A 14,255-nucleotide genomic window follows, 5' to 3' on the forward strand; every position below is an offset into this window, starting at 1 on the left:
CCTCATTCAAATTCGGACTTGACCCGTCCGACTCTTTATAGAATGAAGGTTCTAATTCGGATACGCGGTGGACGCAAGCACCGCGCCGGATATAAAAGTGGGCGATGCCGCACTCGAGAAAAGCGAGAGGGTCTATGGGTACGATCAAGCGGGGCGTGAGCCTCTACAGCTATCAGAACGAGACGTTTCAGGGCAAAATGACCCTGGAGGATTGTATCCGGACCAGCGCCGAAATGGGTGCCAACGGCATCGAGGTCATCGGCGAGCAGAGCTTCTGGGGCTGGCCCGAGGTCGGCGTCGAGGACGCCGCGATTGAGAACTGGCACCAGTTGATCGCCAAATATGACTGCGTCCCCGTCAGCCACGACTTCATGCTCGACTACAAGCGCTACAAGGGCCGCGAGATGCCGTTCGACGAGCAGGTCGCGAGCGTGCGCAAGGACATCGATTTCGGTGCGCGCCTGGGGATGAAGTACATCCGCGCGCTCGTGTCGATCACCCCAGAAGTGCTGGTCGCCGCCGCGCCCTATGCCGAGGAAAAGGGGATCAAGATCCTGATCGAGGTGCACGCTCCGCTGCACTTCGACCATCCGTGGATCATCCGCCACGCCGAAGCTTTCGAGAAGAGCGGCTCCGACGCATTGGGCTTCCTGCCCGACATGGGCATGTTCCTGCACGCCTATCCGCCGGTGATGGTCGAGAAGTTCAAGCGGCTGGGCGTCCCCGCCCCCATCGCCGACTATATCGTCAAGGCATATGAAGACCGGATGCTCAGCGAGTATATCATCCTGAACGTCCAGCAGATGGGCGGTGTCGGTCCGGCGATCGCGATGGCCGAAGTGACGCGCCACAATTCGGCGTTCGAGCCGAAGCGGATGCTCGACTACATGCCGCGCATCCACAACATCCACGGCAAATTCTATCAGATGGACGCCGACTATGTCGAACCGTCGATCCCCTATGACAAGATCGTCGCGGTGCTGAAGCAGGGCGGCTACGACGGCTATATCTGTTCGGAATATGAAGGAAATCGCTGGATCGAGGACGCCGAAGAGCCCGACAGCGTGGAGCAGGTCCGCCGCCAGCAGGTGATGCTTGCGCAACTGATCGGCGAGCCGGCTCCGGCCGCTCTGGCCGTCGCATAAGGGAGGACCGGCACCATGATGGACAACAAGATGATCTGCACCGACGTCTTCGAGAATGTGATCGAAGATGGCGCGGCGGTGGGCTTCGCCTTTCTCGGGCGGCTGCCTTATTATCGCGGGCTTGGCCTGTCGATGATCGAGGATATCCAGGTCAGCGTCGATGGCGAGAAGATCGCGCGCGAGGACGTGCGCTTTTCGGTGCGCGGCAAGACCTACACGCTGGACGAGATGGAAACCGTCTATGACGACCGCTGGAATTTCGGTGAAAAGGCGCGGATCATCGCGCTGAAGCCGGGTGGTCTCGCGCCGGGCAACCACCGGATCGAGTTCGGGGTACGGATGCGGGTATCCTATCTGCCTTTCGTCCCGACGACGAAGGACAGCAAGGAACTGGCGCTCGCCGCCTGACCCCATGCGGGCGGCGCCGGGTAATTGCCCCGCCGCCCGCCTGCCGTGCGTCCGCGCACGGCGCAACGGATTGCATCCATGACAGATCTGACTCTCGATCAGGCCGCTTCGTTGACTGCGGGCGCCGCCATGTGGTCGTCGGTGGCGATCCCGCAAGCCGGGATCCCGAGCTTCGCCATGAGCGACGGGCCTATGGGCATCGCCAGCGGCAAGGTGGACGAGCGCGATATCGCGCGCCTCTCGCCCTGTGCCACCGCGCTGGGGGCGAGCTGGGACGTCGATCTTGCGCGCCGCATCGGGACTTTGGTGGGACAGGAAGCGGTCGGGCGCGGCGTCGACGCCGTACTCGCTCCAAACATCAACCTCGCGCGTAGCCCGCTCGCCGGGCGCGCCTTCGAGTATTTCTCGGAAGACCCGCTGCTCGCCGGCATCCTAGGCGCGAGTTGGATCGCCGGGCTGCAATCCACCGGCACCGCATCGGTCGCCAAGCACCTTGTCTGCAACGACAGCGAGACCGACCGCGATACCGTCGATGTCCGCGTCGATGAGCGGACGTTGCGCGAAGTCTATCTGCTGCCGTTCGAGTTCGCGGCGGAGGCCGGGTGCGCTGGCATGCTCGCCGCCTATAACCGCGTGAACGGGCTGCACTGCGCCGAGCAGCATCATGTGCTGACGACCGTCGTGAAGGGCGAGTGGGGCTATCGCGGCGCGATCATGAGCGACTGGTTCGGGACGCATTCGACCGAGCCGACGCTTAATGCCGGTCTCGACCTCGAAATGCCGGGCCCCGCGCGCTTTCTTGGAGCAAAGTCCGTTGTCGCAGTGGCTGCGGGGAAGGTCACACGCGCGCGGATCGACGATGCCGCGACGCGGGTCGCCGGTCTCGCGCGCCGTGCGACCGGCAAGAAACATTCGCCGCTGAGCGATGCCGATATCGACGCGCTGCTGGTCGAGGCGGCGGCGGCGGGCTTCGTCCTGCTGCGCAATCAGGACGGGCTGTTGCCGCTGGATTCAGCGAAGATCGGGACGCTGGCGGTGATCGGCCCCAACGCCGCCGCCCCCTGTTTCCAGGGCGGCACCTTCGCCAAGATTTCGGTCTCGCCCGACCTCGCTTCACCGGTCGACGCCATCCGAAAGCGCTTTGGCGGCGCGCGCGAGATCCTGTTCGAGCCGGGCGTCGATCCCGCGCCGCGCTTGCCCGGCATGCCGGTAAGCCCGGCGCGCGACCTGGGCGATGGCGCAAAACGCGGCATGACGGTGGAGTATTTCGAAAGCCGCGATTGCAGCGGCACGCCGCTGTCGAGCGAGACGCGCGATACCAACTCGTTGGTGTGGTTCGTCGGCGTGCATGAACAGGCGCGCTTCGCGGCGGGCGGATCGATCCGCGCGAGCGGCGTGTTCACGCCGGGGCGCGACGGCGTCCACCGCTTTCATCTCGGCGCGACCGGCGTGTCGCGGATGCAGGTTGATGGCAAGCAGATCGTCGCGACGACCGAATGTCCGCCAGGTGACGTGATGGGCGTGCTCAAGGCGGGGGATTCGGCGATTGCCGAACTCGCGCTGACCGCTGGCAAGCCGGTCGAAGTCGTGGTCGAATTCAGCTTCGACCCTGCGCGCGTCCACGGCCTGTGGTACGGCATCCGCGCACCGGGCAGCCGCGAGGAATTGCTCGCCGCCGCCGAGGCCGCCGCGCGTCGCGCCGATGCGGTGGTGCTGATGGTCGGCGAAACCTCCGATTCCAGCGTGGAGAGCAAGGACCGCCCCGACACGAAGCTCGCAGCCGACCAGATCGAGCTGATCGAACGGGTAACCGCAGCCAATCCTCGCACTGTCATCGTCGCCAATGTCGGTCATGCCTTCGACACGGCGTGGGAAGACCGCGCCGCTGCGTTGATCAGTGCCTGGTATCCGGGCGAGGGCTTTGCCGAAGCGATTGCTCAGGTGCTGGCGGGCGACCGCGAGCCGGGCGGGCGGATGCCGGTGGTGATCGCGCGCGATGAGGGGGGATTATCCGGGCTATGCGCTGAAGCCCGACGCCGATGGGCAACTGCCCTATCGAGACGGCGTGCGTTTCGGCCATCGCGGGATCATCGCCGCTGGCCTGCGCGCGCGGCATACGCTGGGTGCGGGCATGGGCTATGCGACATTCGCGTGGAGCGATGCTGCAGTCGAGGGCGACACGATCGCCGTGACCGTGCGCAACACCGCCAATCGAGCGGGGAGCGACGTGGTCCAGCTCTATCGCGACACGCCGGAAGTGGCGCTGGTCGGCTTTGCCAAGGTCGCGCTGAAGCCGGGTGAGGCAAAGCGCGTACGCATCCCGCTGACCCGTCGCCGCTTCATGCGCTGGTCGGATTCGGGCTGGACGGACATCGCTCCCCAAGTGCAGCTTCGCGTGGCGCGCGATGCCGAGGATTCGGGGGTAGCGCTAACGGTGAAGGTCGCGGAGCTGCCGCAGACCGGCCTGTAACGGGGGAGGCGGAATGCGACTGCGGATGGGGATGATCGGCGGCGGGCCGGGGGGCGTTTATCGGTCCGATCCACCGCATCGCGGCGGAGCTGGATCGCGAGATCGAGCTGGTTGCGGGCGTGTTCAGCAGCGATGCCGGTCGCTCGCGCGCCGCTGCGACCGACTACCGCATCGACCCCGAGCGCGCCTATCCCGACCTCGCCACGATGTTCGCAGGCGAAGCGGCGCGTGACGACGGGATCGACTTCGTGTCGATCGTCAGTCCTAACCATCACCATCTGCCCGCAGCGCGCGCCGCGCTTGCCGCCGGAGTGGCGGTGATGAGCGACAAGCCGATGACCGCATCGCTCGCCGAGGCGCGTGAGCTGGCCGATCTCGTCGCACGGGCAGGGCGGCCCTATGGCCTGACCTATACCTATTCGGGCTATCCGCTGGTGCGCGAGGCGCGGGCGCGGGTCGCGGCGGGGGCGATCGGCACGGTGCGCAAGGTCGTGGTCGAATATCCGCAGGGCTGGCTCGCCGGTCCCGCCGAGGGCAAGCAGGCCGAATGGCGCGTCGATCCGGCGCGGTCGGGCGCGGGCGGATGCATCGGCGATATCGGCGTCCACGCCTTTCAGCTCGCCGAGTTCGTCACCGGGCTGCGCGTCACGCGGCTGCTTGCCGATCTGGCGGCGGTCGTGCCGGGCCGCGCGCTCGATGACGATTGCTCGATCCTGCTGCGCTTCGACAATGGCGCGCGTGGGGTGCTGCTCGCCTCGCAGATCGAGGTGGGCGAGCTCAACGGACTGCGCATCCGCGTCTATGGCGACCGGGGCGGGCTGGTGTGGCGGCAGGAAACGCCCAACGACCTGACGCTGCACCACCTCGACGGGCGCACCGAGATCGTCCGCGCGGGGACGCCGCTGTTGGGGGTGGATGCGCAGGCCCGCACGCGCACTCCCGGAGGGCATCCCGAGGGGTATCTTGAGGCCTTCGCCAACCTCTACCGCGACTTCGCGGCGCAACTGCGCGGCGAGGCCGCACCGTTGCTGCCCGATGTCGCCGAGGGGCTGCGCGGCATGGCATTCATCGAGACCGCAGTGACCGCCAGCCGCGACGAGGCTGGCTGGGTCGATCTGGTGATTTGAGGAGAGCGGAAGTGAAAACCATCAAGGGACCGGGCATCTTCCTCGCCCAATTCGCGGGCGACGCTGCGCCGTACAACTCGCTCGACAGCATCGCGGCGTGGGTCGCCTCGCTTGGCTACAAGGGCATCCAGATTCCGAGCTGGGACAATCGCCTGTTCGACCTCGACCGTGCGGCGGAAAGCCAGGATTATTGCGACGAAGTGGCGGGCATCGCCGCGTCGCACGGCCTCGCCATCACCGAGCTGTCGACGCATCTTCAGGGCCAGCTGGTCGCGGTCCATCCGGCCTATGACGCGCAGTTCGACGGCTTTGCGGCCGAGCATGTGCGCGGCAACCCGGCGGCGCGGCAGGAATGGGCCGTCGATCAGGTCAAGAAGGCTGCAACCGCGAGCCGCCGCCTCGGCCTCAGCGCGCATGCCAGCTTCTCCGGCGCGCTCGCCTGGCCCTATGTCTATCCCTGGCCGCAGCGTCCCGCTGGACTGGTCGAGGATGCGTTCGACGAACTGGCGCGCCGCTGGCGCCCGATCCTCGACCATTTCGACAATGAGGGCGTCGATATCGGCTACGAGATCCATCCGGGCGAAGACCTGCACGATGGCGTGACGTTCGAGATGTTCCTCGAGCGCGTCGGCAACCATCCGCGCGCCAACATCCTCTACGACCCCAGCCACTTCGTGCTGCAGCAGCTCGACTATCTGGCGTTCATCGACATCTATCACGAGCGCATCAAATGCTTCCACGTCAAGGATGCCGAGTTCCGGCCGACCGGGCGGGCAGGGGTCTATGGCGGCTACCAAAGCTGGGTCGATCGTCCGGGCCGGTTCCGTTCGCTCGGCGACGGGCAGGTCGATTTCGGCGGCATCTTCTCCAAGATGGCGGCGTATGACTTTGCCGGCTGGGCGGTGCTCGAATGGGAATGCGCGCTCAAGCATCCCGAACAGGGCGCGGCCGAAGGGGCGCCGTTCATCGACCGCCACATCATCCGCGTCACTGAACACGCGTTCGACGATTTCGCCGCGGGCGGGGCGGATCGCGACCTGAACAAGCGCATCATGGGGATCAGCTGATGGCGGTGGCCGAGCGCGCGGGAACCTTGCCGCCGCTCGGCTGGCCGACCCGGTTCGCCTTCATGGCGTGCGCCATGCCGGAGCTGATCAAGAGCTTTGCATGGGACGCCTTCGTCCTGTTCTTCTACGCACAGGTGGTCGGGCTCGACGGCATGTTGCTGGGTGCCGCGCTGGCGATTATCCTCGTCTTCGATGCGGTGGCCGATCCCTATATCGGCGCGTTGTCCGACCGGATGGACCGCGCTCCGCTCGGGCGTCGTCATACGCTGATGGCCGCCGCCGTGGTGCCGTTCGCGGTCGGGATCGCGATGGTGTTCCGCGTGCCCGCCGGAATGGAGCAATGGCAGATCTTCGCCTGGCTGCTCGGCTTCGGGCTGCTCGCGCGGGTCGGCATCTCGTTCTGGACCGTGCCGGCCTATGCGATGGGCGGGGAGCTGACGCGCGAGAGCGGGGAGCGCAACATCGTCGCGGTGATGCGCAACATGGGCAATCAGCTCGCGATCCTGACCGTGCCCTACGCCGCCTTTGCCTGGTTCTTCGTACGCGGCGGCGGGTTCAGCAAGCCGCAGCTCAACCCGGCACCCTATCCCGATTTCGGTCTGTTCATTGCCCTATGCGGCGCGGTGCTGATGGTGATCGGCCTGCTCGGCACGCGCGCACGGATGCGGGCGGTGGAGCAGCTCGACCGGAGCGTGGCGAGCGAAGCGCCCGAAACGCTGCCGCAGCTGTTCCGGCGGCTGGTCGCGGCGATCCGCACGACCCCCAATGTCGGGCTGTTGCTGCTCGTCGCCTTGCTGGTGCTGTTCACGAACTCGGTGGTGAACCAGCTGACATTGCACCTCGCCACCTATTTCTGGCAGCTCGACGGCAGCTGGACGCCGCGCCTGCTGATCGCCGGGGTGATCGGGTCGCTCGTCGCCATGTTCCTTGCGCCCGCCTGGATGAAGCTGGTGGGCACGCGCACGGCGATGATCTCGGGACTCGCAGTATTCTTCATACTGCAGGCGGGGGCGGTGCTGCTGCCGCTGCTCGGCCTGTCGCCGCTGCCCGCAAGCGCTGCGATCGGGGCGTTCGTGTTCGCGTTCCGCGTGCTCGGCGGCGTCGCCTATGGCCTTTATGTGGTGCCGTTCAACACCGTCACCTATGACATTGGCGACGAGCATGAGGCGAATACCGGCAAGCCGCAACAGGGGCTGGTCGCCAGCTTCATGTTCATCGGGCTTCAGGTCGGCAGCGGGCTGGTCGCGCTGTTCGCCGGGTCATTCCTCGGCATCATCGATTTCCCCGTCGGGCTGCCGGTCGACCAGATGCCGCAGGACAAGGTGCGCGCGCTCGCCTGGTTCGTCACCGCGCTGATCGTGATCGCGGGCGCGGCGATGGCCTGGTTGGTCGGGCGGTTCGACGTGTCGGCGGAAAAACAGGCCCGCATCCGCGCCCAGCTGGCGCAGACGCGGGCAGGGGGGAGCTAGTCGGCGTCGGCAAATCCTGCACCGGCGCCATAGAAACGGATCGTCCCGTCGTTGTCGGGAGCGCTCACCCCAACGCAGAGCTGGACCCCGAAGCGCAGCCGCAGCAGCGGATCGAACGGGATCGTCGTCAGTCGCCGCGCCGATGCGGGGTAGAATTGACGCCATTGTTCGGGTGGATCGAACGGCACCGCCTCGCTGTCCGGCACGGTCTCCCGCTCGGTCAGCGGAATGCGGTCCATCCCGCCATGCTGCAGCACCAGCCAATGGATTCGCGCGCCGTCGGCGACTTCCCACATCAGCGAGACCTCGGCGAGCGCTTGCGCCCGCCCGTCGCGCAGCACCGGGGTGGGGGAGGGGGAAGTGGAACCAAGCGTCCCGCCCGGCACGTAGGCGGAAGCTGGAGAAGAAGCCGCGGTGCCAGCCGAACCCCTCCGACCAGTCCGCACCGTCGACCGGCGCGAAGAATTCCGGGCCGCGCTCCTGCGGCACCACCGCAGCGGACGGGAGCCAGATGCGATCGGTGATCACGCCCATGTGGGCGAGTTCCCCTCAAGCCACTTGATCGAACACCCCGCGCTGGGCCGTTGCGGCTGCGGCGGTGCCTCGCCCCCAAGCAGCGCTGCGGCGGCGCGGCGCATATCCTCGCCGGTCACCGGCAGGTCGGTGCGCAACGGCGGAAGGCCCGGCACCGGCGGGCGGTTGATCTTCGGGCGGCTGGCATCGAACTGGCCCGCGTAGAACAACCGCAGATCGGAATCGAACATGAAGAAGTCCGGCGTGCAGATCGCCTCATAGGCGATCGCGACCTGCTGGTCGGCATCGTAGAGATAGGGGAAGGGGAAGCCGCGCTCGGCCGCGAAGACCTTCATATGGTCGTAATCATCCTCGGGAAATTCGACGATGTCGTTGGACGAGATTGCGACTACGCCGATGCCCTTCGCCTGATATTCCCGGGCGAATGCGACGAAATCGTCGATCAGGTGGAGCACGAACGGGCAATGGTTGCAGATGAAGGCGACGACCAGCCCGTTCGGTCCGGCGACATCCTCCAGACGCACCGTCCGCCCCTGGGTATCGGGGAGCGCGAAGGCTGGCGCCGGGGTGCCAATCTCCATCATGCGCGATAGTCTGAGCATCCGACACCTCTCCGCTAGAAATAGAATATACATTCTGATATCAGCCTGAGTCAGCGTCGGCAAGGACCGGCGAGGAGAGGGCGTTTTATGGGTCAGGCGGGCTGGACACGGCGTGAATTCGGCGGGGGCGTGGCGTTGCTCGCGGCGGTGGTGGGGATGCCCGCAGTCGTCGCGACGCTGTCGAAGCAGGATGAAGGCGACGCGCCGAGCGACCGCCAGCGCGCGATGATCCGCGACATCAGCCAGCTGGTCATTCCGCGCACCGGCACCCCGGGCGCGGGGGAAGTGGGAGTGGGGGACTTCGTGATCCTCGCGCTCGCGCACGGCCTCGACAAGAGCCGCGCTCCGGTCGCGGCGGACGCCCTGCCAGCCAGCCTCCACGCCTATCGTCGCAGCGACGGCAGTCTGCGCCATCTCGACTGGCTGGAGGCCGAACTCGACCGCGCCGCCAATGGCGACTGGATGGGCAAGCCCGTGGCGCGCCGCGCTGCAATCCTTACGCGACTGGACGCCGATGCCTATGCCGCGAAGGACCATCCCTGGAAGACGGTGAAGGGATTGATCCTGACCGGCTATTATACCTCGCAAACCGGCGGCGCGCAGGAACTGCGCTACGAGTTGACCCCCGGGCGGTTCGACCCCGCGGTCGCGGTCAAGCCGGGCGAGCGTGCCTTCTCCAGTGACTGGACCGCGGTGGATTTCGGCTGATGGCGGACAATATGCATTTCGACGCGATCGTGGTCGGCTCCGGCATCACCGGCGGCTGGGCGGCCAAGGAACTGACCGAGGCGGGGCTGAAGGTTCTGATGCTCGAGCGCGGGCCGATGATCGCGCACCAGACCGGATATGTGAACGAGACCAAGGCGCCATGGGACATGCCGTTTCGCGGGATCGGCGACGCCGAGAAATATGCCCGCGACTATCCGGTCCAGCGCGGCAATCGCCATTTCACCGAGTTCACCGAGCCGCATTTCGTCAACGACGCCGACAACCCCTATGCGACCGAGGACGGCACCGCGTTCAACTGGTATCGCAGCTATAATCTGGGCGGACGCTCGCTGACCTGGGGGCGGCAGTCCTATCGCTGGTCGGACTATGATTTCGACGCCAACCGGCGCGATGGCAACGGCACCGACTGGCCGATCCGTTATGCGGACATTGCCCCCTGGTACGACAAGGTCGAGGAGTTCATCGGCGTCTCCGGCGCGGCGGAGGGGCTGGCCCAGCTGCCCGACGGGCGCTTTCAGCCGCCGATGGCGCTCAACGTGGTCGAACAGGCGGTGCGCGAGAGAATCTCTGCGCGCTGGCCCGACCGGCGGCTGACGATCGGGCGCACCGCCAATCTGACTCAGGCGAAGGACGGGCGCGGCGAATGCCAGCGCCGATCGATCTGCGCACGCGGCTGTTCCTATGGCGCCTATTTCTCGACCCAGTCGTCCACGCTGCCCGCTGCGCAAAAGACCGGCAACCTGACCCTGGTCACCGATGCGGTCGTCGAGAAGATCGACTATGACGCGGCGACGCGGCGCGTGACCGGCGTGCGCTGGATCGACGGCAAGACCAAGGCGCGTGGGCAGGCGACCGCGCGGATGGTGTTCCTCAATGCCGGGGCGTTCAACTCGGTCCATCTGCTGCTAAATTCGGCGATCGACGCGATGCCGAACGGCCTCGGCAATTCCAGCGGCGTACTCGGCACGCACATCATGGACCATGCCAGCACCCTGTCGGCGATCGCGCTGTTTCCGGGATTCGAGCAATGGACGACCTTCGGCAATCGCCCGACCGGTATCGTCATTCCGCGCTTCCGCAATCTCGATGCGATCGACGGCGCGGGGCACAGTCGGGGCTTCTCGTTCCAGGGCGGCGCGCTGCAATCGGGCTGGACGCGCGGCAAGCGCGAGGCGGGGATTGGTGCTGCGTACAAGGATGCGCTGCAGCCGCCCGGCATGTGGCGGATGGTGCTGGTCGGCTTTGCCGATTGCGTGCCGCGTGCGTCGAACCGCATCACGCTCGACGCGAAGCGCACCGATGCCAATAGCTTGCCGATCCTGAAGGTCGAATTCGCGTTCGGCGCGGAGGAACATGCCGCGCTGGCGCAGGCCAAGGCCGATGCGGCCGACATGCTGACCCATGCCGGCGGCAAGGTCATCATGGGCTTCGACCGACCCAATCCGGGCGGCAGCGCGATCCACGAAATGGGCGGCGCGCGGATGGGCGCGGACCCGGCGACGTCGGTGCTCAACAAATGGAGCCAGGCGCATGACGTCGCGAACCTGTTCGTCACCGATGGCGCGCAGATGAGCTCATCCGCCTGCCAGAACCCCTCGCTCACCTATATGGCGCTCACCGCACGCGCGGCGGTGCATGCCGTCGAGCTTTTGAAGGAGGGCGCGCTCTAGTAAGAGCCGTGCTTGCGGATCGCGGCGATGTCGCTCGCCGAGAGTGGGCGGATCGCGATGTCGCTGAACCAGATCTCGGCATGCTCGAATTCGAGCGCGATCCGGCCCCGCGTCAGCGGCGTGGACGCACCCTGCGCGCCTGGGCCGATCATCTTGAACAGCGTGTTGACGATGCGTCCGTTGACCAGATGCGCGGCCTGATCGCCGAATGCGATGAGGTCGAGCGTGTTCCATCCGTCGAGATTGGCGAATGCGCCCGAATGGCGGAACCATTGCCGCGCGATCCCGCCGGCGCGCACCGGCTCAACATACTCTTGCGGCATGGACGGGAAGTAGTTGGGCCAGAGCGGCGTACCGCCCAGCAGCGGGCCGTGCAGCGCGCGCGTATCGATCATGATCGCGTCGCCGACATCGCCTTCCTCGACCTGAAACTCGACCCCGGGCGGGAAGAGCCGGTCGGTCGCCGGACCCATATGATAGAGGATGCCGCTGTTGCGCCGCTGCAGCTTGCGCGGGACGAACCGCGCGCTTCCCCAGCGAAAACGCAGCCGCAGATGATAGTCGCCATGTTCCGCCAGCGTCGAGATATGCCCCGGCGCGGTCCCGTCGCCACGATAGCGCGGGCCGAGAAAGCGGAGCATCCCGCGCTCGATCGCGACTGCGCCGTCACGATCCGTGTCACCCGCGCCCTGCTGGTGAAAGCGCCAGCCATTAAGCGTCCGGCCATCGAACAGCGGTCGCCATGCCGCATCGCGTGCATTGGCGAGCGCGACCGCAATCCCCGGCGACAGCAGCGCCGCGCCCGCGCCGACGGTCAGAAGGTCGCGGCGGTTCACTTCTCGGCCGCGCGCAGCATCCCGATCGCGCCCAGCCAGCGGTGGAACGTCGCGATCCACCCCGCCGATGCGGTGCCCTCGCGACCCAGCCCGAAGCCGTGGCCACCATTGGCGAGCAGGTGGAATTCGATCGGCTTGCCCGCCGCGCGATAGCTGTCGAGCAGGGGCAGGCCGGTCTCTCGGGTGAGCAGGAAATCGTCCGCCGCGATCAGCACGAACATCGGTGGCGCGTTCGCCGGCACGGTCATCGCCGACATGTTGGGATAGATCGGCGCGACAAAGGCGGGCATCGCCGCGCCGCTATTCTCGACTACCGACCGGGTCAGGAAGCCACCAGCCGAAAAGCCCATGAAGCCGATTCGCTTCGGGTCCACGCCATAGCGCGCAGCATTGTCGCGGACATGCGCCAGCGCGGCGAGGCCGTCGGCCAGCGCTTCGGGCGGCGTGTCCTTGGGCGGTGCGAAGCCGACCGTCTGCCCCGCGATCATCCGATTGAACTTGTCCTCCCACTCCGCATTGTCGCGCGGCGTCGGCAGCACGCGATATTTGAGGACGAAGGCGGCGATGCCGTGGTTGGCGAGCCAGCGCGCGACCTGCCACCCCTCGGCATCCATTGACAGGCCCAGGAATCCGCCGCCCGGTGCGACGATCACCGCTGCGCCGGTCGATGGACCGGCGGGGAGCACCGGGGTCAAGGTCGCGTGCGACACATTGCGCACCCCGATCGACCCGTTCTGCGTCATCCATTGTTCGCGATCCGGCGCGCCCTTGGAGGCGGTCGGCAGCGGCACCGCGCCCGGCTGGAGCGGTGCCTCGATCACCTCATACCGAAAACGCGGTGGCCCCTGAGCGGCTGCAGACGAAATGGCGAGGAGTGCCGCGATGGCGCTCAGCAAAGGTCGGATCATGGGATGCCTCATGCAGCTGCGGGTTGAAGCGCCGGGCGACGGTCGATCACCAGCCAGGTGACGATTCCGCCGACGATGCCGACAATGCCGGCAATCAGGAACGCGCCCTGCATCGTTCCGACCTGCGCGCGCACCACGCTGACCAGCAGCGGCGAAACGAACTGACCGAAGAAGAAGCAGGCGGTCCACACCCCCATACCGCGCCCGCGATGGGCATAGGGCAGCTTGCGCTGCGCCCAGGCGATCAGCGTGACCACGCCCATTCCCGCGCCGGTCTGCTGCACCATCATGCCGAGGATCATCATCCGCCAGTCGCTGGCGAGGCCGATGATCGCGAGACCGGTGCCGAGCGTGACGAGCAGCGCGAAGAGCTGGCCGCGCGAGCTGACCTGCCAGCGCCCGAGCAGCCAGAACACGCCCGCGCCGACCAGGATGAACAGGCTGGGCAATGCGGTGATCCGCCCGATCTTGCCCGGATCCTTGACCCCCAGTTCCTGCCAGACCAGCCCGCCATTGATGATGAAGACATAATAGAGGACCGACACGAACAGGGTCACGCCGCCGATTGTCGCGAACACGCCCCACGGAATCCCGCCATCGGTGGTCTCGCCCTCGACCCGCGCGGGTGCGACCTCACGCTGCGGCTCGTACATGTAGCGCAGCATCGCGAGGAATATCGGGAAGGCGAGCAGGTAGAGCAGGAAGATGCCGTTCCAGCGCCAGGCGGTGAGCGCCCCGGCAAAGAAGATCATCACCGACGACAGCGCGGGACCGACCAACCCCTGCATCGTCAGCCAGTTGCGGCGGCTCCGATCGTTCCAATAGTCGGCGATCAACGTGTTGAGCGTGGTCAGGATCGCCGCTTCGCTAACGCCCAGCAACAGCCGCGAGGCATAGATGGCGTCGAGCGATTCGAGCAGGAACGGCGCGGAGCCGAACACGCCGTAGAGCAAGGTCGATCCGAGCAGCAGGCGTCGGCGCCCGAAGCGATCGACCATCAGACCGACGAACAGCGCGGTGATCGCAATGGTCAGACCGGGGGCGGAGACCATCGCCGGCACCTTCCAGCTGGCGTTCGGATCGGCCCCGAAATGCGCGATCATCGCCGGCACCGCCGGGAACATCGATACGATCGCCATGATCGGCAGGAACCCCGCGATGATGACGGTGAACCCCTGAGCCGGGCCTGGCACCCGCGTCGAGCCTGAATCCTGCAACGCCTTTACTCCCCTCCGCGCAGCCGCACACCACCGGCGACCGCCTCACAATAGCGGTCGTCGATCGCCGCTT

General features: G+C 66.6%; 13 protein-coding genes and 1 pseudogene. 9 read left to right on the forward strand and 5 right to left on the reverse strand.

Going from position 1 to position 14,255, the window contains the following annotated elements; all coding sequences use genetic code 11:
• Positions 1 to 134 precede the first annotated feature (134 nt).
• The 7 genes and pseudogenes from LRS08_RS16945 (at position 135) to LRS08_RS16975 (ending at position 7,686) form a co-directional block, all read left to right on the forward strand.
• On the forward strand, positions 135 to 1,145 hold the full coding sequence (locus LRS08_RS16945) for a sugar phosphate isomerase/epimerase (protein ID WP_257846056.1): 1,011 nt from the start codon (positions 135 to 137) through the stop codon (positions 1,143 to 1,145).
• A 15-nt stretch (positions 1,146 to 1,160) separates the two neighbouring features.
• Positions 1,161 to 1,553, forward strand: coding sequence for a DUF6379 domain-containing protein (locus LRS08_RS16950; RefSeq protein WP_257846055.1), 393 nt, complete (start codon positions 1,161 to 1,163; stop codon positions 1,551 to 1,553).
• 78 nt (positions 1,554 to 1,631) lie between these two features.
• Positions 1,632 to 3,854, forward strand: a complete 2,223-nt coding sequence (locus tag LRS08_RS16955; protein WP_260481010.1) for a glycoside hydrolase family 3 C-terminal domain-containing protein — start codon at positions 1,632 to 1,634, stop codon at positions 3,852 to 3,854.
• On the forward strand, positions 3,781 to 4,023 hold the full coding sequence (locus tag LRS08_RS16960) for a fibronectin type III-like domain-contianing protein (protein WP_260481011.1): 243 nt from the start codon (positions 3,781 to 3,783) through the stop codon (positions 4,021 to 4,023). The genes LRS08_RS16955 and LRS08_RS16960 overlap by 74 nt, the downstream gene beginning before the upstream one ends.
• A 25-nt stretch (positions 4,024 to 4,048) precedes the next feature.
• A pseudogene (locus LRS08_RS16965) lies at positions 4,049 to 5,150 on the forward strand (Gfo/Idh/MocA family protein).
• Positions 5,151 to 5,161: 11 nt separating this feature from the next.
• Positions 5,162 to 6,217 (forward strand): sugar phosphate isomerase/epimerase, encoded by a 1,056-nt coding sequence (locus LRS08_RS16970; protein WP_260481012.1) that lies wholly within the window; start codon positions 5,162 to 5,164, stop codon positions 6,215 to 6,217.
• The gene (locus tag LRS08_RS16975; protein WP_260481013.1) at positions 6,217 to 7,686 is read left to right on the forward strand and encodes an MFS transporter; all 1,470 of its coding nucleotides are present in this window, start codon (positions 6,217 to 6,219) and stop codon (positions 7,684 to 7,686) included. Before LRS08_RS16970 ends, LRS08_RS16975 begins: the two co-directional genes overlap by 1 nt.
• Here LRS08_RS16975 and LRS08_RS16980 read toward each other — a convergent pair.
• Complete coding sequence (locus tag LRS08_RS16980; RefSeq protein ID WP_260481014.1) at positions 7,683 to 8,072, reverse strand: hypothetical protein; 390 nt, start codon at positions 8,070 to 8,072, stop codon at positions 7,683 to 7,685. The two genes, LRS08_RS16975 and LRS08_RS16980, sit on opposite strands and share 4 nt — an antisense overlap.
• Positions 8,073 to 8,210: 138 nt before the next feature.
• Positions 8,211 to 8,822 (reverse strand): thioredoxin family protein, encoded by a 612-nt coding sequence (locus LRS08_RS16985; RefSeq protein WP_257846051.1) that lies wholly within the window; start codon positions 8,820 to 8,822, stop codon positions 8,211 to 8,213.
• 87 nt (positions 8,823 to 8,909) lie between these two features.
• Here LRS08_RS16985 and LRS08_RS16990 point away from each other — a divergent pair, with 87 nt between their 5' ends.
• Together LRS08_RS16990 and LRS08_RS16995 are read left to right on the forward strand one after the other, a co-directional pair.
• Positions 8,910 to 9,530: a gluconate 2-dehydrogenase subunit 3 family protein gene (locus LRS08_RS16990; RefSeq protein ID WP_257846050.1), complete on the forward strand. Its 621-nt coding sequence runs from the start codon at positions 8,910 to 8,912 to the stop codon at positions 9,528 to 9,530.
• Positions 9,530 to 11,221: an FAD-dependent oxidoreductase gene (locus LRS08_RS16995; protein WP_257846049.1), complete on the forward strand. Its 1,692-nt coding sequence runs from the start codon at positions 9,530 to 9,532 to the stop codon at positions 11,219 to 11,221. The genes LRS08_RS16990 and LRS08_RS16995 overlap by 1 nt, the downstream gene beginning before the upstream one ends.
• On the opposite strand, the gene LRS08_RS17000 is transcribed toward LRS08_RS16995, so the two are convergent.
• From LRS08_RS17000 to LRS08_RS17010, 3 genes are read right to left on the reverse strand one after another with little or no spacing between them, the layout of a single operon-like run.
• On the reverse strand, positions 11,218 to 12,057 hold the full coding sequence (locus tag LRS08_RS17000; RefSeq protein ID WP_257846048.1) for a DUF1080 domain-containing protein: 840 nt from the start codon (positions 12,055 to 12,057) through the stop codon (positions 11,218 to 11,220). The genes LRS08_RS16995 and LRS08_RS17000 overlap by 4 nt on opposite strands.
• Positions 12,054 to 12,965, reverse strand: coding sequence for an alpha/beta hydrolase (locus tag LRS08_RS17005; protein WP_260481015.1), 912 nt, complete (start codon positions 12,963 to 12,965; stop codon positions 12,054 to 12,056). The genes LRS08_RS17000 and LRS08_RS17005 overlap by 4 nt, the downstream gene beginning before the upstream one ends.
• A gap of 8 nt (positions 12,966 to 12,973) precedes the next feature.
• Positions 12,974 to 14,182 (reverse strand): MFS transporter, encoded by a 1,209-nt coding sequence (locus tag LRS08_RS17010; RefSeq protein ID WP_257846045.1) that lies wholly within the window; start codon positions 14,180 to 14,182, stop codon positions 12,974 to 12,976.
• Between the last annotated feature and the right edge of the window lie 73 nt (positions 14,183 to 14,255).

Source organism: Sphingomonas sp. J315 (assembly GCF_024666595.1).
Classification (GTDB): domain Bacteria; phylum Pseudomonadota; class Alphaproteobacteria; order Sphingomonadales; family Sphingomonadaceae; genus Sphingomonas.

What these genes read in the sequence shown, in the direction of transcription:
- LRS08_RS16975 (WP_260481013.1), top strand. Translation starts at nt 6,217, where the DNA reads ATGGCGGTGGCCGAGCGCGCGGGAACCTTGCCGCCGCTCGGCTGGCCG.
- LRS08_RS16945 (WP_257846056.1), top strand. Translation starts at nt 135, where the DNA reads ATGGGTACGATCAAGCGGGGCGTGAGCCTCTACAGCTATCAGAACGAG.
- LRS08_RS16955 (WP_260481010.1), top strand. Translation starts at nt 1,632, where the DNA reads ATGACAGATCTGACTCTCGATCAGGCCGCTTCGTTGACTGCGGGCGCC.
- LRS08_RS16990 (WP_257846050.1), top strand. Translation starts at nt 8,910, where the DNA reads ATGGGTCAGGCGGGCTGGACACGGCGTGAATTCGGCGGGGGCGTGGCG.
- LRS08_RS16985 (WP_257846051.1), bottom strand. Translation starts at nt 8,822, where the DNA reads ATGCTCAGACTATCGCGCATGATGGAGATTGGCACCCCGGCGCCAGCC.
- LRS08_RS16950 (WP_257846055.1), top strand. Translation starts at nt 1,161, where the DNA reads ATGATGGACAACAAGATGATCTGCACCGACGTCTTCGAGAATGTGATC.
- LRS08_RS17005 (WP_260481015.1), bottom strand. Translation starts at nt 12,965, where the DNA reads ATGATCCGACCTTTGCTGAGCGCCATCGCGGCACTCCTCGCCATTTCG.
- LRS08_RS16995 (WP_257846049.1), top strand. Translation starts at nt 9,530, where the DNA reads ATGGCGGACAATATGCATTTCGACGCGATCGTGGTCGGCTCCGGCATC.